Source organism: Streptosporangium nanhuense, assembly GCF_059358815.1.
Window position 1 is genome coordinate 955,643 of sequence record NZ_JCADBG010000001.1, and the last position, 18,399, is coordinate 974,041.

At 70.7% G+C, this 18,399-nt stretch carries 15 protein-coding genes and 1 riboswitch; of the genes, 5 read left to right on the plus strand and 10 right to left on the minus strand.

The annotated features are described in order from the left end of the window. Positions 1–298: 298 nt before the first annotated feature. Positions 299–2,482 (minus strand): fibronectin type III domain-containing protein, encoded by a 2,184-nt coding sequence (locus tag AC5L38_RS03985; RefSeq protein ID WP_495241359.1) that lies wholly within the window; start codon positions 2,480–2,482, stop codon positions 299–301. A gap of 427 nt (positions 2,483–2,909) precedes the next feature. Between AC5L38_RS03985 and trxA the strand changes: the two genes are divergently transcribed. After that, positions 2,910–3,281 (plus strand): thioredoxin, encoded by a 372-nt coding sequence (gene trxA, locus AC5L38_RS03990; RefSeq protein WP_495241360.1) that lies wholly within the window; start codon positions 2,910–2,912, stop codon positions 3,279–3,281. A 265-nt stretch (positions 3,282–3,546) separates the two neighbouring features. On the opposite strand, the gene AC5L38_RS03995 is transcribed toward trxA, so the two are convergent. Both AC5L38_RS03995 and AC5L38_RS04000 read right to left on the minus strand, forming a co-directional pair. Then, the gene (locus tag AC5L38_RS03995; protein ID WP_495241361.1) at positions 3,547–4,878 is read right to left on the minus strand and encodes a class II 3-deoxy-7-phosphoheptulonate synthase; all 1,332 of its coding nucleotides are present in this window, start codon (positions 4,876–4,878) and stop codon (positions 3,547–3,549) included. Between the two features lie 65 nt (positions 4,879–4,943). Beyond that, on the minus strand, positions 4,944–6,161 hold the full coding sequence (locus AC5L38_RS04000) for an FAD-dependent oxidoreductase (RefSeq protein ID WP_495241362.1): 1,218 nt from the start codon (positions 6,159–6,161) through the stop codon (positions 4,944–4,946). A 94-nt stretch (positions 6,162–6,255) separates the two neighbouring features. Between AC5L38_RS04000 and sigK the strand changes: the two genes are divergently transcribed. The 4 genes from sigK to AC5L38_RS04020 all read left to right on the plus strand — a co-directional run bounded on the left by sigK (position 6,256) and on the right by AC5L38_RS04020 (position 9,063). Next, positions 6,256–6,846 (plus strand): ECF RNA polymerase sigma factor SigK, encoded by a 591-nt coding sequence (sigK, locus tag AC5L38_RS04005; RefSeq protein WP_389907948.1) that lies wholly within the window; start codon positions 6,256–6,258, stop codon positions 6,844–6,846. Beyond that, the gene (locus AC5L38_RS04010; protein ID WP_495241363.1) at positions 6,843–7,649 is read left to right on the plus strand and encodes an anti-sigma factor; all 807 of its coding nucleotides are present in this window, start codon (positions 6,843–6,845) and stop codon (positions 7,647–7,649) included. The genes sigK and AC5L38_RS04010 overlap by 4 nt, the downstream gene beginning before the upstream one ends. A 232-nt stretch (positions 7,650–7,881) precedes the next feature. After that, entirely contained in the window at positions 7,882–8,490 is a 609-nt protein-coding gene (locus AC5L38_RS04015; RefSeq protein WP_495241364.1) for a TetR/AcrR family transcriptional regulator, read from the plus strand. Positions 8,491–8,643: 153 nt separating this feature from the next. Beyond that, entirely contained in the window at positions 8,644–9,063 is a 420-nt protein-coding gene (locus AC5L38_RS04020; RefSeq protein WP_495241365.1) for a YkvA family protein, read from the plus strand. 104 nt (positions 9,064–9,167) lie between these two features. Here the strand turns inward: AC5L38_RS04020 and AC5L38_RS04025 are convergent, their stop codons facing one another. The 7 genes from AC5L38_RS04025 to AC5L38_RS04055 all read right to left on the minus strand — a co-directional run bounded on the left by AC5L38_RS04025 (position 9,168) and on the right by AC5L38_RS04055 (position 17,491). After that, a complete protein-coding gene (locus AC5L38_RS04025; RefSeq protein WP_495241366.1) occupies positions 9,168–10,157 on the minus strand; it encodes a phosphotransferase family protein in 990 nt (329 codons plus the stop codon). A gap of 71 nt (positions 10,158–10,228) precedes the next feature. Continuing rightward, complete coding sequence (locus AC5L38_RS04030; protein WP_495241367.1) at positions 10,229–11,236, minus strand: LacI family DNA-binding transcriptional regulator; 1,008 nt, start codon at positions 11,234–11,236, stop codon at positions 10,229–10,231. A 34-nt stretch (positions 11,237–11,270) separates the two neighbouring features. Further along, entirely contained in the window at positions 11,271–12,695 is a 1,425-nt protein-coding gene (locus AC5L38_RS04035) for a GH1 family beta-glucosidase (protein ID WP_495241368.1), read from the minus strand. After that, positions 12,692–13,498: a carbohydrate ABC transporter permease gene (locus AC5L38_RS04040; protein ID WP_362871105.1), complete on the minus strand. Its 807-nt coding sequence runs from the start codon at positions 13,496–13,498 to the stop codon at positions 12,692–12,694. The genes AC5L38_RS04035 and AC5L38_RS04040 overlap by 4 nt, the downstream gene beginning before the upstream one ends. A 92-nt stretch (positions 13,499–13,590) precedes the next feature. Then, the gene (locus AC5L38_RS04045) at positions 13,591–14,568 is read right to left on the minus strand and encodes a carbohydrate ABC transporter permease (protein WP_495241369.1); all 978 of its coding nucleotides are present in this window, start codon (positions 14,566–14,568) and stop codon (positions 13,591–13,593) included. Positions 14,569–14,651: 83 nt separating this feature from the next. Then, positions 14,652–16,001, minus strand: coding sequence for an ABC transporter substrate-binding protein (locus tag AC5L38_RS04050; RefSeq protein WP_495241370.1), 1,350 nt, complete (start codon positions 15,999–16,001; stop codon positions 14,652–14,654). A 791-nt stretch (positions 16,002–16,792) separates the two neighbouring features. After that, a complete protein-coding gene (locus AC5L38_RS04055) occupies positions 16,793–17,491 on the minus strand; it encodes a CHAP domain-containing protein (protein WP_495241371.1) in 699 nt (232 codons plus the stop codon). Positions 17,492–17,509: 18 nt separating this feature from the next. Continuing rightward, positions 17,510–17,648: riboswitch (cyclic di-AMP (ydaO/yuaA leader) on the minus strand. Positions 17,649–18,399 lie beyond the last annotated feature (751 nt).

Sequence of the window (18,399 nt, forward strand, 5' to 3'; positions counted from 1 at the left end):
ACGGTCTACGCAGTCATGTGCGTGTGTTCCGCCATGCGCAGAGCCTTCGTGATTTCACGGGCTACGCGGTCATGTGTGTTTTCTGCGATGCGCGGAGCCCCGCGCTCCGGTTCACGTGCGCTTCGTCCCAGGAGCCCAGGAGCCCAGGAGCCCAGGAGCCCAGGAGCCCGAGGAGCCCGAGGAGCCCAAGGGGCCAAGGGGCCAAGGGGCCAAGGGGCCAAGGGGCCCGCACGTTCGCCGCCGCGAACCTCCGCGAGGCGGGTCGCCCCGCGGAGGTCACGTCGTGCCGTCCGCGCCGTCAGGCGCAGGTGTATCCGGACGGGAGCGAGGTGTCGCCGTTCGGGCGGCTCACCTGGAAGCCGACGCCGCTGGTGGCGGCCCCGGGGGCGAGGGCGCCGTTGTGGCCGACGTTCCTGATGGTCACGGCCTGCCCGCTGACGGTGGTGGTGCCGTTCCACGAGCCGGTCAGCGTGTGCCCGGCGGGCAGCGTGAAGGTGACCGTCCATCCGGTGATCGCCGAGGTGCCGGTGTTGGTGACGGTCAGCGGCTGGATGACGTACCCGGTGCTCCACTGGGTCTGCGCGGTCGCGACGGCCGTGCAGGTTCCGGTGGACGTGCCGGGCTGAGTGGTGACCTGGGCGGTGTTCGAGACGGGCGAGGTGTTGCCCGCCGCGTCCCGCGCCCTGACCTGGTAGCGGTAGGTGGTGTCCGGGGTCAGGCCGGTGTCGCCGAACGAGGTCGTGGCCGAGGTGCCGGCCTGGGTGAACGTGCCACCGCTCGCGCCGGGCGCGCGCAGGATGTCGTAGCCGGTGACGCCGGTGTCGTCCGTCGAGGCCGTCCAGCTCAGGGCCGTGCCCGTGGACGTGGTGCCCGAGGCGGTCAGGCCGGCCGGGGCGGTCGGCGGCGAGGTGTCGCCACCACCCCCGCCGGTCGTGGTGAAGGTGACCGGCTGGGAGTTGCCCGACAGGTTGCCCGCACCGTCACGCGCCCGCACGTACACCTGGTACCGGGTGTTCGCGGTCAGCCCGGTGAGGGTGACCGAGGTGGTGGCTGACTGCCCGAGCTGCGGATCGGTGTCGCCCTGCTCGCGGTGGACGGTGTAGCCGGCCAGACCGGAACCGCCCTGGTCGGTGGACGCGGTCCAGGTCAGCGTGGCGCCGGTGGCGGTCACGCCGGAGGCGGCAGGGGTGCCCGGCGTGCTCGGCGGGGTGGTGTCGCCCGAGTCGCCGAGGGCCGGGGTCTGCCAGTCCCGCCACTCGGACAGGTTGCCGGACGCCCTGGAGGAGATCCTGATCGCGCCGGGGGCGCTGCCGGTCCTCAGCAGGAACTTCTGGATGTTCTGCTGCAGCGGGGTCCGCCATTCGGACCGGTTGGCGCAGTGGCTGCCGTCCTGGACGTCGGACCAGTAGGTGATGTTGTCTCCCGCGCCGAGCGCCTTGTAGACCTCCGCCCCGCCCAGGGCCGCCACGCTCGCGGATCGGGGGCCCAGGTTGGCGATGTGCGGGTTGTCCATGACGAACAGCCCGCGCGGCGCGACCATGGCCACCATCTGGTGGGTGTCCACCGGCAGCCGTGCCGGGCTGCCGGTGAAGGAGCCGAACGCGTCGCCCAGCCAGGGCTGCTCCCCGTACGCGCTGCTCAGGCTCTGGGCGCCCTCCCCGGGAATCCCGCGGAAGATGGGGACGCCGGCGCTTCCCGACTCGATCGGCATGGTCAGGGCGATGCGCTGGTCGAACGCGCCGACCACGAAGGCGCCCTTCCCGAACCGGGAGCACCCGGTGACGCCGGTCGCGTCCGCCCTGAGGACGCTGCCGTCCGACTGCTCGATGACGTCGATGATCCGGCTCACCCCCCAGGCCCAGGCCATCAGCAGTCCGGTACTGGAAGAGGAGCCGTAGACGCTGTAGAAGGCGCCCTGCTTGTTGTTGCGCGGCGTGCCCTCCCGCCCGACCGCGTAGGGGTCGTAGCTGATGACGGCGGCACCGGCCGCCCTGATGGCGGCCGTGTCGGCTCCGAACCCTCCCAGGACGACGACGGCGGGGAAGGGGCCCGACCCGCTGCTCGGCAGCGAGACGCTCGCGGAGAAGCTGGAACTCCTGCCGTTGTGGTTCACGTTCACCGTGACGCCGGTCCTGGAGACCGTCCCGGTGACGCTCGCGGGCTTCACGGGCTTCTCGCCGTAGACGAACTTCTCCGCCAGTCTCTTGGTCTCCTCGCGACGGCACCGCCACTCGGAGCGGGTGGAGACGCGCGTACCGTCCAGTTTCCTGAAGGGGTCGGGGAGCCTGGAGTCGGTGGGCAGCGATCCCGCGTCGGGCAGGCCGGGCACCGCGCAGTCGGCCCCCTCGTTCTCGACTCCGACCGCGGCGGCGGTGGCCTCGGCGGTGGTCACCGTCACCGCTCCGGCGATCGAGAGCGCCGCCGCCACCGCCAGCGCGACGACCCTCGAAGGGATCTTGAAGCAGGTCAAGCCGATGATCACTGGGCTCTCCCTTCCGGGTGGGGGTGTTGGCGATCAGTCTGGGAACACGACCGAAAGACGTCAACGCGGACACCGAAATGTTTCGGAGGTCGGCTTTTCCTCAAGCCCCTGAGCTGGAGGCATGGCTTGACCACCAGCAAAACTTTCGGAAAGCAGGTGAAAGAAGGCTTATTTTTCCTACCGGGAGCGTCGTCCGGAAAGTTTCGGAGCGGTGCGCCGTGCTCGGCGGCGGCGGGCGTCCGGATCGGGCACGCATCGGGTACGGACCGGGCACGGACCGGCGTCCGAGCTCGCCGCTCCCGGCCGCGTTCACCGGCCCGGCGGGTTCCCGCGCGCCGGTGACCTGGCGGGATGGCGGGATGGAATGCGCGGGGAGGGGAAGTGGTTATGCCAGCCATACAGACGTGAACGACAGGAGGAGCCACCGGTGGCCACCATCAAGGTAACCGAGAAGAACTTCAACGACATCGCCGATGAGGGGATCGTCCTGCTGGACTTCTGGGCGGCCTGGTGCGGACCGTGCCGCACCTTCGGGCCGATTTTCGAGAAGTCGTCGGCGAAGCACACCGACATCAAGTTCGGCAAGATCGACACTGAGGCCGAGCAGGCGCTCGCGCAGGGATTCGAGATCACCTCGATTCCGACGATCATGGCCATCCGCGACGGCATCGTCGTCTTCGCCCAGCCGGGCGCGCTGCCCGAGCCCGCCCTCGAGGACCTCATCGGCCAGGTCCGCGCGCTTGACATGGACGCGATCCGCTCCGAGCTCGCCAACGAGCTGGGCGCCCAGAAGGGCTGATGCCCGGATCGCGAAAGCCCCGCACCGCCGGATGGATGACGTCCGATGGTGCGGGGCTTTCGCATGACCGCGGGGCCACGGAGCCGTATGGGCCGCATGGGCTGGACGAGCCGGACGGGCCTGGCGTGCCGCCTCGGCGCCCGCCGAGGTGGCCCACCCGGTTCGTCCGGCCTTTCCGGCCCTGCCGACCCGACCCGACCTGACCTGACTGACCCGGCCTGATCCGGCCTGATCCGGCCTGATCCGGTCCGTCCGGTCCGGAAGATCAGACCGAGCGGTAGAGCTCGGCCACCCGGAAGGCCAGGTCGAGCGACTGGCCGCGGTTGAGGCGCGGGTCGCAGGCCGTCTCGTAGCGCCTGGCCAGGTCGTCCTCGACGATCTCGGCGCCGCCGCCCACGCACTCGGTGACGTCGTCGCCGGTGAACTCGATGTGGACGCCGCCCGGGTGGGTGCCGAGCGCGCGGTGCACCTCGAAGAAGCCCGCCACCTCGTTCAGGACGTCGTCCAGGCGGCGGGTCTTGTGGCCGCTGGGCGCCTCGAAGGTGTTGCCGTGCATGGGGTCGCAGATCCACGCCACCTGGGCGCCGCTCGCGGTCACCTTCTCCACCAGCTCGGGGAGGTGCTCGCGGATCTTGGAGGCACCCATCCGGGTGATGAAGGTCAGGCGCCCGGCCTCGTTGTCGGGGTTGAGCTTCTCGATCAGCGCGAGGGCGTCCTCGGCGCTGGTCGTCGGGCCGAGCTTGACGCCGATCGGGTTGCGGATGCTGGCGAAGAAGTCGACGTGGGCGCCGTCGAGCTGGCGGGTGCGCTCGCCGATCCAGACCATGTGCGCGGAGACGTCGTACGGGCGGCCGGTCCGCGAGTCGATCCGGGTGAGCGCCTGGTCGTAGTCGAGGATCAGCGCCTCGTGCGAGGAGTAGAACTCGACGGTGTGGAACTCCTCGGGCTCGGCCCCGCAGGCGCGCATGAAGGCCAGCGCCTGGTCGATCTCGCGGGCGAGCTGCTCGTAGCGCTTGCCGGCCGGGGACTCGATCACGAAGTCCTGGTTCCAGGCGTGCACCTGGCGCAGGTCGGCGTAACCGCCCTTGGTGAAGGCGCGGACCAGGTTGAGCGTCACCGCCGAGGAGTGGTAGGCCCGCAGCAGCCGCCACGGGTCGGGAATGCGGGAGTCGGCGGTGAAGTCGAAGCCGTTGACCATGTCACCCCGGTAGGCGGGCAGCTCGACGCCGTCGCGGGTCTCGAAGTTCTTCGAGCGCGGCTTGGCGAACTGCCCGGCCATCCGGCCGATCTTCACCACGGGGACCTTCGCCGCATAGGTCAGCACGATGGCCATCTGGAGCAGTGTCTTGAGCTTGTTGCGCACGTCGTCGGCGGTGGCGCCGGCGAAGGTCTCGGCGCAGTCTCCGCCCTGGAGGACGAAGGCCTCGCCCCGCGCCACCGCCGCGAGGTCGGCCTTGAGGTTGTCGCACTCGCCCGCGAAGACGAGGGGCGGGAGGCCCTTCAGCTCGGTGACGACCTTGTCCAGCTCGCCGCGGTCGGGCCACTCGGGCTGCTGCGCCGCAGGCAGCTGCCGCCAGGAATCGAGGTTGATGCTCACGACATACCAGGCTATTGCAAGAGGCTGTTCGAACAGACCCGATTGTCCACGTAGTGAGAAGGTCTTTATACCTGGTGAGATTTTACCGGGCTGGAAACATGCTCCGGAAGGATACCGAAGCCGACAAAACGCCTGGTAAGCGCACCGATCAAGGGGAGTCTGGAGATGTCGCGCGGCAGCCGCACCGGCCGGGGGCGCTCGCTCAGCGCCGGCCGGATCACCCGGCTCTGGACGACGCGCTGGGCGAACTGGGTGATGGCGGTGGGCGGGGTGCGCCGCCGTTGGACCCTCGCGAGCAGCGACTCCGGGATCTCCGCCCCCGCGGCGAGCGGCCCGGCCAGCAGGTTCGCGGCGGCGACCGCGTCCTGTACGGCCAGGTTGATGCCGACGCCGAAGATCGGCGACATGGCGTGCGCGGCGTCCCCGATGACCAGCAGGCCGGGGCGGTGCCAGCGGCGCAGCCGGTTGAGCGCGACCGACAGCACGCTGACCGCCTCGAAGTCCCGCAGCTGCCCGACCCGGTCCCCGAGGAAGGGCAGGAGCCTGGCGACCGGCTCGCGGAGCGCCTCGATCCCCTGCGAGCGCAGGGCCTCGAAGCCGCCCTTGGGGATCAGGTAGGCGAGCTGCCAGTAGGTCTCGCGGTTGATCGCCACCATCATGTGGCCGTTGGACAGCCGCAGGAACGTCACGCCGGGATCGGCGGGCTCGCGCGGCAGCCGGAACCAGACCACGTCCATGGGGGCGCTGTGCTCCACGGGGACGAGCCCGGCGGCCCGGCGTACGTCGGAGTGGCGGCCGTCGGCGGCCACGGTGAGCGCCGCGCGCAGCTCGTGCTCGCCCGAGGGGTCCCGGTAGCGCACCCCGCGCACCGCGTCTCCCTCGCGGATCACGCCGAGCACCTCGGCCTTCATGAGGAGGCGGAAGTTCGGGTAGCGCTTGGCGGCGGTGGTCAGCAGGTCGAGGAACTCCCACTGCGGCACGAAGGCGATGTACTGATATTTGCCTTTAAGCCCCCTCAGATTCGCGACCGGCACCGTGGCGTCGTCGGTGTGGATCTCCATCCCGTACGTCTTGCGGTGCGGGAGCCGGTGGAACTCCTCGGCCAGGCCCAGCTCGTCGAGGATCTGCAGGGTCGAGGGATGGATGGTGTCGCCCCTGAAGTCGCGCAGGAAGTCGTCGTGCTTCTCCAGGAGCGTCACCTCGACGCCGGCCCTGGCCAGCAGCAGTGCGAGCATCGCGCCCGCCGGGCCGCCCCCGGCGATCACACATGTGTTTCGTCTCATAATTCATCACCTGTTGAAATTGTGGCACAGGATCCGGCGGAAGAAAACAGGTTCGGTGGCAATCCACCCCTGATCCAGTGTCGAATGGCGAAGTGTGAGGACAGAAAGCGACCCCGCGGGGGTGCCGGATCCTGACGGTCCCCCCGGGCTGGAGGACCTGCTCGCCCAGGTGGCCCTCGGGCGGGAGCCGGCCTTCGAGCGGCTCTACGACCTGCTGGCCGGCCCGATCTTCGGCCTCGCGCGACGTGTCGTGCGCGACCGCGCGCAGGCGGAGGAGGTCGCGCAGGAGGTCCTGGTCGAGGTCTGGCGTACCGCCTCCCGCTACGACCGGACCCGAGGCAGCGCCCTGGCGTGGGTGATGACGATGGCCCACCGCCGCGCCGTCGACCGGGTCCGGTCCGCCCAGGCCTCCACCGACCGGGAGGAAAGGGTCTCCAGGATGTCCGGGGAGATCCCCTACGACCAGGTCTCCGAGACGGTGACCACCCGGCTGGAGGGCGAGCGGGTGCGCCGCTGCCTCGGCGGCCTGACGGACCTGCAGAGACAGGCCGTCACCCTGGCCTACTACGGGGGCTACAGCTACCCCGAGGTGGCCGGGCTGCTGAAGGTGCCGCTGGGTACGATCAAGACGAGGATGCGCGACGGCCTGGTGCGGCTCCGCGACTGCATGGGGGTGGAAAGGTGAACGACGACCTCCACACCCTTTCCGGCGCGTACGCGCTGCACGCCCTGCCCGAGCGGGACGCGGCGCTCTTCGAGGCGCACATGGCCCGGTGCGAGGCCTGCGCCGTCGAGGTGCGAGGCCTGTCCGAGACCGCCGCCCGGCTCGCCCTGGGCGCGGCCGAACCCCCTCCCCGGGCGATGAGGGCCCGCGTCATGACGCGGATCGCCGAGGTGCGGCAGGAGCCGCCGATCCTGGATCGCCAGGCCGCGCGGCCCGAACCCGAGCGGCCTGAGCCCGAGCGGCCCGACCGGTCCGAGCGGCCCGGCCGGCACGGGAAGGGGAACGTGGTGCCGCTGCGCCCGGCCTCCCCCTGGCGCGGGCGGGTCTTGACCGGCCTGGCCGCGGTGTCGACCGCCGCGGCGGTGGTCCTCGGTGTCGTCGCGGTCGACGCCGCCGGGGAACGCGAGGAACTCAGGCAGGTCGTCGCCGTGATCGCGGCCCCCGACGCCAAGACCGTCAGGCAGCGCGTCTCCTCCGGAGGCACCGGCGTCATCGTGGTGGCGCCCTCCCGGGGCAGGATGATCTTCACCGCCAGCGGGCTGCCGCCGCTGCCCGGCTCCCGGGTCTACGAGCTGTGGCTGATGGGCGGCGACGGCGTCCGCCCGGCCGGGCTGCTGGAGCGGGCCGCCGACGGCGGTGTCGTCCCGGTCCTGGCCACCCCCCTGCGTGGTGACGAGCGGGTCGGCCTGACCGTCGAACCGGCGGGGGGTTCCGACCAGCCCACCACGACCCCCATCATGATCGCCGATCTCCCCTCCACCTGAACGGGGCCTCGCGGCCGGTGACGACCGCGTGTGCCCCATCCCGTCCCCGCCCCCGTCCCCATCCCGTCCCCGCCCCCGTCCCCATCCCGTCCCCGCCCCCGTCCCCGGTCCCTCCCCGGTCCGTCCCCGGTCCCTCCCCGGTCCGTCCCCGGTCCGTCCCCGGTTCGCTCCCGCCTCGCTCCCGGTCCGCCGATCTATTGGACCGTGCGGTCCAGGGAGTTATGCTGGCGGCATGTCGACCACGGCGAAGTTCACCGTCAAGGGGGCGCTCACGCGCGCCCGCATCGTCGAGGCCGCCGCCGACCTGGTCCTGGCCCGCGGGGTCGGCGGCACGACCCTGGACGACATCCGGGCCGGGACGGCGACCAGCAAGAGCCAGCTGTTCCACTACTTCCCCGACGGGAAGCGCGACCTGGTCGCGGCGATCGCGGCGTTCCAGGCCGAGCGGGTGCTCCAGGCGCAGCGGCCGTATCTGGACACGCTCGACACCTGGGAGGCGTGGGAGGGCTGGCGTGACGCCGTCATCGCGCACTACGGCTCGCAGCCGCACTGGGGCTGCCCGATCGGGGCGATGGCGAGCGAGCTCGTCGGCACCGACCCCGAGCGCGCCGCCGAGGTGGCCGGGCACATGGACCGCTGGTGCGGATACCTGCGGGCCGGGCTCACGCGCATGCGCGCCACCGGCCTGCTGCGCGCCGGCGCCGACCCCGAGGAACTGGCCCTGGCGATTTTCGCGGCGCTCCAGGGGGGCCTGCTGCTGACCCAGACGACGCGGTCGATCAGGCCGCTGCGCGCCGCGCTGGACGCCGCCCTGACGGCGCTGCGGGCCTCGGCGGCCTGAAGCCCCACCGCCACGAGCCGCCACGAGCTCTCCGAGAAGGCCCCGGCGGCCCCGGTCCCTCCCGGGTCGCGCGTACCCTGGCCTCCGTTCCGGCGTCCGGGGCGCCGGTACGGCGGTGTTCGCCGGGCGACGAGAACGAGGGAGGGGCCGAAGGTGTCCGAGGTCTGGAAGGTGGCGGCGGGGGTCGTGGGGGGCATCGTGGGGGGCACGGCGCTGCTCTGGCTCATCCTGGCCGCCCTCCTGGTGGCGGCGCGTCCCAGGGGAGGCGCGCTGGGCGAGGCGTTGCGCCTGCTGCCCGACCTGCTCCGCCTGGTCGCCGGGCTCGCGCGCGACGGCAGCCTGCCGCGCGGGGTACGGGTCCGGCTATGGCTGCTGCTGGCCTATCTGGCGATGCCCGTCGACCTGATCCCCGATTTCGTCCCGGTGCTCGGCTACGCCGACGACGCGATCGTCGTGGCCCTCGTCCTGCGCTCGGTCGTCAGGCGGGCCGGTCCCGACGCGCTGGCCGGGCACTGGCCCGGCACGCCGGAGGGGCTGGCCGTCGTCCGGCGCCTCGCCGGAGGACCCCGATAGCCGGAAGCCGCGTTTCCCCGCGCCGGCACGAGGTGACGACCGCCGCGGTCACAGAGCCGCCGGGAGCGCGTCGAGGGCTCTGAGCACGCTGACGACCGCCGCGGTCACGGCGCCGCGGGGAGCGCGTCGAGGGCTCTGAGCACGCTCGCGGAGGCGCGGTCGCGCAGGGAGGCGTACTCCTTCTCCGGATACTGGCGGGGACCGTTCTCGACCAGGAGGATCAGGCCGAGGTAGAGCCGGTAGAGGGCCATCCGGGTGCGGGCCGGAGCGGTGAACTCCACGACGCCGCCCGCGTCGCGGTACCCGGCGACGATCGGGTCCGACTCGTCCAGCTCGCCGAAGATCGTCGGGGTGACGAGGTCGGCCAGCGGGTCGCCCCAGAAGGCCCGCTCGTGGTCGATGATCGCCTGGATGCGCGGCGGCTCGTCGCGGGTCAGGAAGACGTTGCCCGGCCACACGTCGAAGTGGACCAGGCGGGGGGTGGTGATCTCGTCCAGCGCGCCCGCGGCCGACTCGATCGCCGCCGCGATCTCGGGCACCGGCCTCGGCAGCGGGGTGGCGTAGCGCCCCGCGTCGGCCAGGAGCGCACCGGTCATCGCCAGGAACGCCTCCCGCCAGGTGCCGCCGGTCAGGCCCGCGTACGGGTAGCCGTAGACGTCACCGGTGATCGTGTTCAGCCGGGCCAGGTGGCCGCCGAGCTCCCGGCGCAGGGCCCGCCGGTCCGCCTCGGCCGGGCGCACCTGGTTCCACGGCACCCCGCCGAGGGCGGACAGGACCAGGTAGTCGCCGCCCAGCACCGGGTCGTCGAACCCGGCGCGCAGCAGCTCGGGGACCGGCACCCCCGCGGGGCCGGCCAGGCCGTAGACCATGGCCTCGGTGCGCAGCAGGTCGCGCTCGTAGGTCAGCTGCTCCAGCTCGGGCGGCGGCGACAGTTTCAGGACCACCTCGCGCCCGTCCAGCAGGGCGAGCCGCCACACGGCGTTGGCGAAGCCGTCGGTCATCTCGGTGACCGAGGAGACGCCGACGCCCAGGGCCCGCCGCGCCAGCGCGTCGAGCTCGGCGGGGGTGAGGGGGCGCTTCGTCCTGCTGTCCATTTCCCGCCTTGTCCTACCTTGGACTGCCTTGTCATGCCTCAGTGCTGCCTGGGGGGCGAGGGTGAGTCAAGTCAGGCGGAGTCGCGCTGGATCAGGTGGGTGTCCAGTATCACCACCGGCTGCTCCAGCTGCTCCCCGTTGATGCGGGCGACGAGAAGGTGGGCCATCTGCCGGCCCATCGACTCGGTGGGCTGGTGAACGCTGGTGAGGGCGGGGGAGGAGTGCGCCCCGGCGGGGGAGTCGTCGAAGCCGATCACCGCGACGTCGCCGGGGACCGACCTGCCCTCCTCGCGCAGCACCCGCATCGCGCCCAGCGCCATCGGGTCGGAGGCGGTGAAGACGGCGTCCAGGTCGCGGTGCTCGGCGAGGAGCCTGCGCATCCCCGCCATCCCGCTCTCCTCGCTGAAGTCGCCGTACGTCACCATCTCGCTCACGCCGGTCGCGAGCAGCGCGTCGCGGTAGCCCGCGAGCCGGTCGACGCCCACGCCCATGTCCTGGGGGCCGGCGATGGTGGCGATCCGGCGGCGGCCCCTGCCCAGCAGGTATTTGACCGCCTGCCTGGCCCCGGCCCGGTTGTCGACGTCGACGTAGCTGTAGGGGGTGAGGCCGACCGGCCGACCGCCGATGACGGTCGGCACGCCCATCGCCTCCAGCCGCCCCGGCAGGGGGTCGGCGCCGTGCAGGGAGATCAGCAGCACCCCGTCGACGTGCTGCCCGGTCAGGTAGTGCTCCAGACGCTCGTGCTCCTGCTCCGACTGCGCCATCGCGAGGATCAGCTGCAGGCCGGTCTCGGACAGGGCCGAGCCGATGCCGCGGATGGTCCCGGCGAAGTACGGCTCGTCGAAGACCCGCAGCTCCGACTCCGAGACGACCAGCGCCACGGTGTCGGTGCGCCGGGTGACCAGCGCGCGGGCCGCCCGGTTGGGCACGTAACCCAGCTCCTGGATCGCTCGCAGCACGGCGTCGCGGGCCTTCTCGCTGACCTTCGGCGAGCCGTTGATGACCCGCGACACCGTGCCCCGGCCGACACCGGCCAGGGCCGCGACCGCCTCAAGCGTCGGACGACGGTCGCCGTTCATGTGTTTGCGCCCCCAGTGGTGGATTTCCCGGCCCCTATTCTGCCGGACCGCTCAGGCCTCCACGCCTGATGGTCCCGGCATACCAGAGAGCGCTCTCCTTGGGAACTCTGACCTGGGTCTCGTAGTCGACGTGGACCAGTCCGAAACGCTTGCCGTACCCCCACGCCCACTCGAAGTTGTCCATCAGCGACCAGGCGAAGTAGCCCTCCAGCGGGATGCCCGCCTCGATCGCGGCGTGGCAGGTGCGCAGGTGGGCGTCGATGTAGTCCACCCGCTCGCGGTCGTGGACGACGCCGTCGGGGCCCACGACGTCGTCGAAGGCGGCGCCGTTCTCGGAGATGACCAGCGGGACGCGCGGGTACTCGGTGGCCAGCCGGTGCAGGACCTCCAGCAGCCCCGAGTGGTCGATCTCCCAGCCCATGGCCGTCACGGGCCGCCCGCCCTCGACGAACGACACGTGCTCGCTGCCGACCCAGGGCGACCCGGTGTCGGTGGGCGCCGCCGCGGCCGACGCGGCGCCGCCGGGGGTGCCCGAGACGGTGAAGCGGCTGTAGTAGTTGATCAGCAGCTTGTCCAGCGGCGTCGAGATGATCTCCATGTCCCCGTCGTGGACGAGCCCCGCCGGGCGGCCGAGGTCCTCCAGGACGTCCGCCGGGTACTCGCCCTTGAGCAGGGCGTCCAGGAAGAAGCGGTTCTGCAGCCCGTCGATGCGGCGGGCGGCGTCCTGGTCGGCCTCGGAGGAGGTCTGGGGCGTGATCGCGTACAGGTTGACACAGCCGCCGATGACGGTCTCGGGCCGCTGGGCCCGGATCGCCTGCGCGGCCAGGCCGTGCGCGAGCAGGAGGTGGTGGGCGGCGTGCACGGCCTTGTCGGGCTCGCGCCGCCCGGGGGCGTGCTCGCCCGAGGCGTACCCGAGGAAGGCCGAGCACCAGGGCTCGTTGACCGTGCTCCAGTTGCGGACCCGGTCGCCCAGCGCGTCGTGCACGGCCGCCGCGTAGTCGGCGAAGCGCTTCGACGTGTCCCGTGCCGGCCAGCCGCCCGCGTCTTCCAGGGGCTGGGGCAGGTCCCAGTGGTAGAGCGTCACCCACGGGTCGACGCCCCGGGAGAGGAGCTCGTCGACCAGGCGGCTGTAGAAGTCGATGCCCCCCTGATTGACGGCACCGCGCCCCTCGGGCTGGATCCGGGGCCAGGAGACGGAGAAGCGGTACGCGCCGAGGCCGAGTTCGGCCATCATCCGCACGTCGTCCCGGTAACGGTTGTAGTGGTCGATGGCGACGTCGGCGTGCTCGCCGTTCACCACCCGTCCCGGCTGCTTGACGAAGGTGTCCCAGATGGAACGGCCTCGGCCGCCCTCCGACACGGCGCCCTCGATCTGGTAGGCGGAGGTGGCCGCGCCCCAGACGAAGTTCGTCGGGAAGATCAGTTCCGGGGTCTGAATTCGCGTCTCTTGCGTCGTCACGCCTTGACCGCACCTTCCATGAGTCCGCCGACGATCTGGCGGCCGAACGCGATGAAAACGATGAACAGCGGCAGGACCGACGCCGCGGTGCCGGTGAACAGCATCACGTAGTCGGTGCCGTGGGCCTGGTTGAGCGCCGCGATCGACGTCTGAACCACCGGGTTGTCCGGGTTCAGCACGATCAGCGGCCACATGAACTCGTTCCAGGTCTGCATGAAGACCAGGAGCGTGAGGACCGCCATTCCCGGCCGGAGCGCGGGGAGGATGACGTTCACGTAGATGCGCATGGTGGAGGCGCCGTCGACGCGGGCCGCCTCGACCAGCTCGTCCGGCACCGCCTGGGTGGCGTACTGGGTCATCATGAAGACCCCGAAGCCGTTGACCAGGAAGGGCAGGATCACCGCCTTCAGCTGGCCGGTCCACCCGAGGGTGACCATGAGCTCGTACAGCGGCACGACGCCCATCTGCTGGAGCGGGACCATCATCGTCACCAGGATCAGGCCCAGCAGGATCTTGCTGCCCCGGAAGCGCAGCTTCGCGAAGGCGAAGCCGGCCAGCGTGGAGATCAGCACGACCGAGACGGTCACGGTGACCGAGACGATGGCCGAGTTCACCAGGCCGGTCATGAAGTAGGCGTCCTCGGTCGACAGCAGCCGCGCGATGTTCTCGCCGAGGTGGCCGCCGGGGAACAGCGGCGGCGGTACGTCGATGGCCTCCTCGTTGGTCCGGGTGGCCATGATGAACATGTAGTAGATGGGGAACGCCGACAGCACGAGGGCGAAGGCCAGCACGACCTTCGTCATGGGGCCGGCGTCCCAGATGCGGTTCCGCGCGGCCGACGGGCCCGAGGGCCGCCTGGAGTGCTGCGCAGGAGGCCGCCGGAGCTGGGTGACCGTCACTTGGAACCCCCGATACGGCGGGTGAAGGAGTAGTTGATGAGCGTCCCGATGAGGATCAGCGCGAACAGCAGCCACGAGGCGGCCGCGGCGTAGCCGAAGTCGAAGTCGCGGAACGCCTCCTTGACGATGAACATCGCCACGGTCTGGTACTGGCCGGTGGCGCCGCCGCTCATCGTCGGGTTGCCGTCGAACATGACCGGCTCGGTGAACAGCGTCAGGCCGCCGATGGTGGAGATGAACACGACGAAGATGATCGTCGGGCGCAGCATCGGGATGGTGATCTGCCAGAACTGCCGCCTGGGCGTGGCGCCGTCGATGGACGCGGCCTCGTAGAGGTCCCTGGGGATGGTCTGCATGGCGGCGAGCAGGATGATCGCGTTGTAGCCGGTCCAGCGCCAGTCGATCATCGTGGAGATCGCGATCCACGCGGACCACTTCTCGTTCTGCCAGTTGATCGCGTCGACCCCGAAGAAGCTCAGGAACCAGTTGATCAAGCCGTAGTCGCGCCCGTACAGCTGGGTGAAGACCACCGCGACGGCGACGACGGAGGTGATCAGCGGCAGCAGCACGCCGAGGCGGAAGAAGAGCCGTCCCCGGATGCGCTTGTTGAGGGCGTTGGCCAGCAGGAGGGCCAGGACGAGCTGCGGGACCGTCGACATGACGAACATGCCGAGGGTGTTGATCACCGCGTTCCAGAAGGCCTCGTCGGTGATCAGCTCGATGTAGTTGTCGAGGCCGACGAGGGTCTTGTCCCCGGCGAGCTCCCACTCGTGCAGTGAGACCCAGAGGGTGTAGCCGAGGGGGAAGATGCCGAAGACGGCGAAAAGCAGGAAATAAGGGGATACGAGGAAGTAGGGGGTCGCCCGGAGGTCGAACCGGGCCCACCCACTGCCCCGTCTCGGTCCGCGGCGCCCGGCCGGCCGGCGGGGGCCGGGCCGCGGTGGCGCGGCCGGGGAGTCGACGTGCAGTGTCATCGGTCAGTGCCTTTCAGCGTGGGCAGGCGACCGGCCCGGCCGCGGGATCACCGCAGCCGGGCCGATGCGGGTCGGTACGGGGATCAGCCCGCTGCCTTGACGCCGGCCTCGAGGAACTTGGTCCAGGCCTGGTCGTAGGGAACCGAGCCCTGGTCCATGCCCTCGAGCACCTTCTCCACCGAGGTCTTGACCTGGGCGTGCTTCTCGCCGAGGAAGACGGGCAGCAGGTCCTTGACCGAGGCGCCGAAGATCTGGCCGGTCGGCGCGTCGTTGAAGAACGGGTTCTTCAGGTCGGCGACCGCCGGGTCCTGCTGCGCGGGGAGGGAGCTCGGGAAGGCCGCGGCCTCCTGGAAGGCCATCACGTGGCCCTCCTTGCCGGTGAGGTAGTTCAGGACCTCGGCGGCCTCCTTGGGGTGCTTGCTCTGCTTGGGAATGGCCAGGTAGGAGCCGCCCCAGTTGCCCGCACCACCGGGCACGGACGCGACGTCCCACTTGCCCTTGTTGCTGTCACCGGCCGCGCCGGAGACCACGCCGAGCATCCAGGCCGGGCAGCCCATGGTCGCGAAGGCGCCCTTCTTGATCGCGGCGTTCCACGGCGGGGTGAAGGAGGCGAGCTTGGCGGTCAGGCCCGCCTCGCTGAAGCTCTTCACCGTGTCGAAGGAGGTCTTGATGGCCGGGTTGGTCTCGATGATGAGCTGGTTGTTCTTGTCGAAGTAGGCGACGTTGCCGTTCTTGGGCGCCTCCTGCGACAGGATCACGTTGTAGAGCGTGTTGGGACCGTCGAGGAACTTGGGATCGGTCTTGCCGGGGTTGGCGGCCTTGAACTTCTCGCCGATCGCCTTGAAGGCGGCCCAGTCCGGCCAGAGCTTGCCGACCTCCTCACGGTCGGTGGGCAGGCCCGCCTTCTCGAACAGATCCTTGCGGTAGCACATGGTCATGCCGCCGATGTCGGTGCCCAGGGCGAAGAGCTTGTTGTCGGCGTTGATGCCGTTGTCCCACTTCGCCGCGGGGAAGTCGGCCTTGCGGCTGTCCAGCCCGTACTCGGCGAGGTCGGTGAAGAACTGGGGACGGGCCTTCATGAGGCCCATGGCGCCCTCGTCCAGGGCGATGATGTCGGCCGCGCCGCTGTTGGCCTGCAGGCGCTGGAGCAGCTGCGGGAGGTAGACGTCCTCGAAACGGTCGGTCAGGTTCTGGTACTTGACCTGGATGTTCGGGTGCGCCGCGTTCCACGTCTCCACGGCCTTGTCGTAGCCGAAGTTCTCGCCGCCGCCGAAGGTGTGCACGGTGATGGTCACCGGCTCGGCCGCGGCGGCGGAGCTACCGCCCGCTGCGGGCGCGGCGGGCTCACTGGAACTGCACGACGTGATGGCCAGGGCGGTGGCCGCCATGACCGAGACGGCGGCGAGCTTGCCGTGCCGCTTGTTGTTCAACATTCCGGACCCCTCTCAGGTGGTCGCCCGAATCATTGGGAGGCGACATCGCGGACCGGTCCCCGACAAACCGGTCCTCGCGACGAGGTCGTTCCTCAATGTGCTTTGGGAGCGCTCCCACGAAGAGTGGACGATAGGCAACCGGGACGTCAATATGCCGAAACTCAACCGTTACATCCGGGCGGTTTAGGTGGGACTACCGGCATGAAACGTTCACAAACGCCTCATACTGGTTATTGGGAGCGCTCCCATCTCACGGGCATACAGTCGGGGCATTTCGTGTCCTCCTGGGAGAGGGTCCGTCGGGGGAGGCCTCGGAAGACGTCGGCGCGGGGCTTGTCAAGGGGGTGTCAGGGCGAGTCCGGGAAGGGGCGGGCGCGGCTGGAGCGGATGCGCCGGGAAGGCCGGCGCGAGGAGGAACGAGGGCAAGGTGAGGCGGGGCGGCCTCGGGGCCGGGCCGGAGAGGGGCCAAGGTGGGGGCCGGGCAGGAGGGCGGTCCCGGTCCCGGGGCCGGAGCCGGGCGGGGGAGGACGCGAAACGCTCCCGGGGGCGCCGCTCGTTCGAGCGGCGCCCCCGGGAGCGTGTGGACCTGGCCGTCGTTCACCGGCGGGGACCTGGCCGTCGTTCACCGGCGGGGACCTGGCCGTCGTTCACCGGCGGGGACCTGGCCGTCGTTCACCGGCCGGGACCTGGCCGTCGTTCGCCGGCGGGGGCCGGGACGCCCGCGCCCGCCGTGGGGGAACGGCGGCCGCGGGCGGCGGTGAGCGCGGTCGGTCGAAGCGGACCGGGTGAGGTCAGTTGGAGTAGACGGGGTAGCCGTAGCCGACGACCTCGGAGACGGGACGGACGCGCTGCTCGACGTCGCCGTTGCCGGTGTTGCCCTCGATCGTGGTGATCGTGCCGTCTCCGTTGTCCTTCTTCACGAAGCCGACGTGGTCGATGCCCTCGATGCTCTTGCCGCCGGCCCAGTCGAAGTAGACGACGGCGCCGGGGGTCGGGATGGTGCCCCAGTGGCCGTTGTTCTTGAACCACTTGGCGTGGGCCACGGTGTAGGCGTCCCAGCCCATCGTGGGGCGGATGCCGGCCACCTCGCCGACCCAGGAGACGAACATCGCGCACCAGGGGGCGTTGGCGTAGTCGTACACGGTGTTGCCGCCGTCGCGCGCGAGGGTCTCCTTGGCGCGGGGGCTCGACATGTACCAGGAGTGGAACTTGGTCCCGCCGCCGTTGGCGTTCTCGCGGACGCCGATCTGCTTGGAGGCGATGTCCAGGACCTTCGCGGCGGAGACCTTGGGGAGCCTCTCGGCCACGATCTGCAGCGGGGTCTTGGCGGCCTTGGCGTCCTGGGCCTTGGTGTCGACGGGCGGCGCGTTCACGACGCCGTGGCCGTCGGCGGCCAGGGCGGTGCCGGTGGTGCCGGTCGCCAGGGCGACGCACGCGCCCATGATGGCGCAGGCGGCGCGGGGGGTGGAGATGAGGCGATGCTTAGTCATACGGGGGTTCGACTCCTTGCTTCGCTTCCATTCCGCCTACCGGGTTAGCTGACGGGTTCGGGCTGGGAAGTGCCCTACGGCGCACAGGTGCGCTGATTCACCCCAGGAACGTGGTTCCCCGGTTCCGCAGACCTCGCGGATTCGGCGGCCGTGCTCACCATCGGTGGAGGGGCTCCACCAGGTGGGACACAGTCGGGCAATGTGACGGCAATGCACAGACCTGGATAGACCTAGGCAATCGCCACGAATAGGACGAAGGTACGTCAGGGGGACAGACGATTACAAGTAGGACATATTGCCTTGACTTGGGAATACGCCTGAATCAGGTCGGTGTTGCGGGGTGCCCTCCGGCCGGAGAGGCGGGGCGCGGCGACCTCGGCCACACCTCCCCGAGGTGGTCGGGCGCAACTCGCGCCGACGTCGGGATCCCCTGCCCCTGCGGCGATCCGGGTTTTCCGCACCCGCCCGCGAGTCGCCTGCGGAGGGGTGCTATGACGCGCGAGCGGACCCTCGGTAAGGGCGTGAGGCACCCGGTAAAGTTTCGAACATGTATTCGATGGTAAAAAGTATTCCGATGGTAGAGGTTCCCCCATGCGGGGGCCGGGGGCGGCGCGCCGGATCCAGTGGCCCCGGCCCCGCGCCCGAGGGAGTTTGCGCAGCTCAGAGCGATGATGGAGGGCAGCGGGCGGGCCTCGCCGCCCGGAAGGTAAAGAGATGTGCCCGTGAGGGGCCCCGCGAGGCTCCGTGACCCCGCGAAGGTAAAGGTGCCGAGTAAAGGAACACGCTTTCCCCGAGGCCCCGCCGCGCCCGCGGGTAAAGTCCGGACGATCATCAACAGACGCGCGTGGTCGGCTGTTCACCCGCAGTTCCCGGGCGCTTAAGCACACCGGGTTAGGTTGTGGCAGTCG

Excerpts from the sequence above, each read along its gene's own strand:
- AC5L38_RS04045 (WP_495241369.1), bottom strand. The coding sequence starts at position 14,568 with ATGACACTGCACGTCGACTCCCCGGCCGCGCCACCGCGGCCCGGCCCC.
- AC5L38_RS04025 (WP_495241366.1), bottom strand. The coding sequence starts at position 10,157 with ATGGACAGCAGGACGAAGCGCCCCCTCACCCCCGCCGAGCTCGACGCG.
- AC5L38_RS04000 (WP_495241362.1), bottom strand. The coding sequence starts at position 6,161 with ATGAGACGAAACACATGTGTGATCGCCGGGGGCGGCCCGGCGGGCGCG.
- AC5L38_RS04030 (WP_495241367.1), bottom strand. The coding sequence starts at position 11,236 with ATGAACGGCGACCGTCGTCCGACGCTTGAGGCGGTCGCGGCCCTGGCC.
- AC5L38_RS04040 (WP_362871105.1), bottom strand. The coding sequence starts at position 13,498 with ATGACGAAGGTCGTGCTGGCCTTCGCCCTCGTGCTGTCGGCGTTCCCC.
- AC5L38_RS04015 (WP_495241364.1), top strand. The coding sequence starts at position 7,882 with ATGTCGACCACGGCGAAGTTCACCGTCAAGGGGGCGCTCACGCGCGCC.
- AC5L38_RS04050 (WP_495241370.1), bottom strand. The coding sequence starts at position 16,001 with ATGTTGAACAACAAGCGGCACGGCAAGCTCGCCGCCGTCTCGGTCATG.
- AC5L38_RS04055 (WP_495241371.1), bottom strand. The coding sequence starts at position 17,491 with ATGACTAAGCATCGCCTCATCTCCACCCCCCGCGCCGCCTGCGCCATC.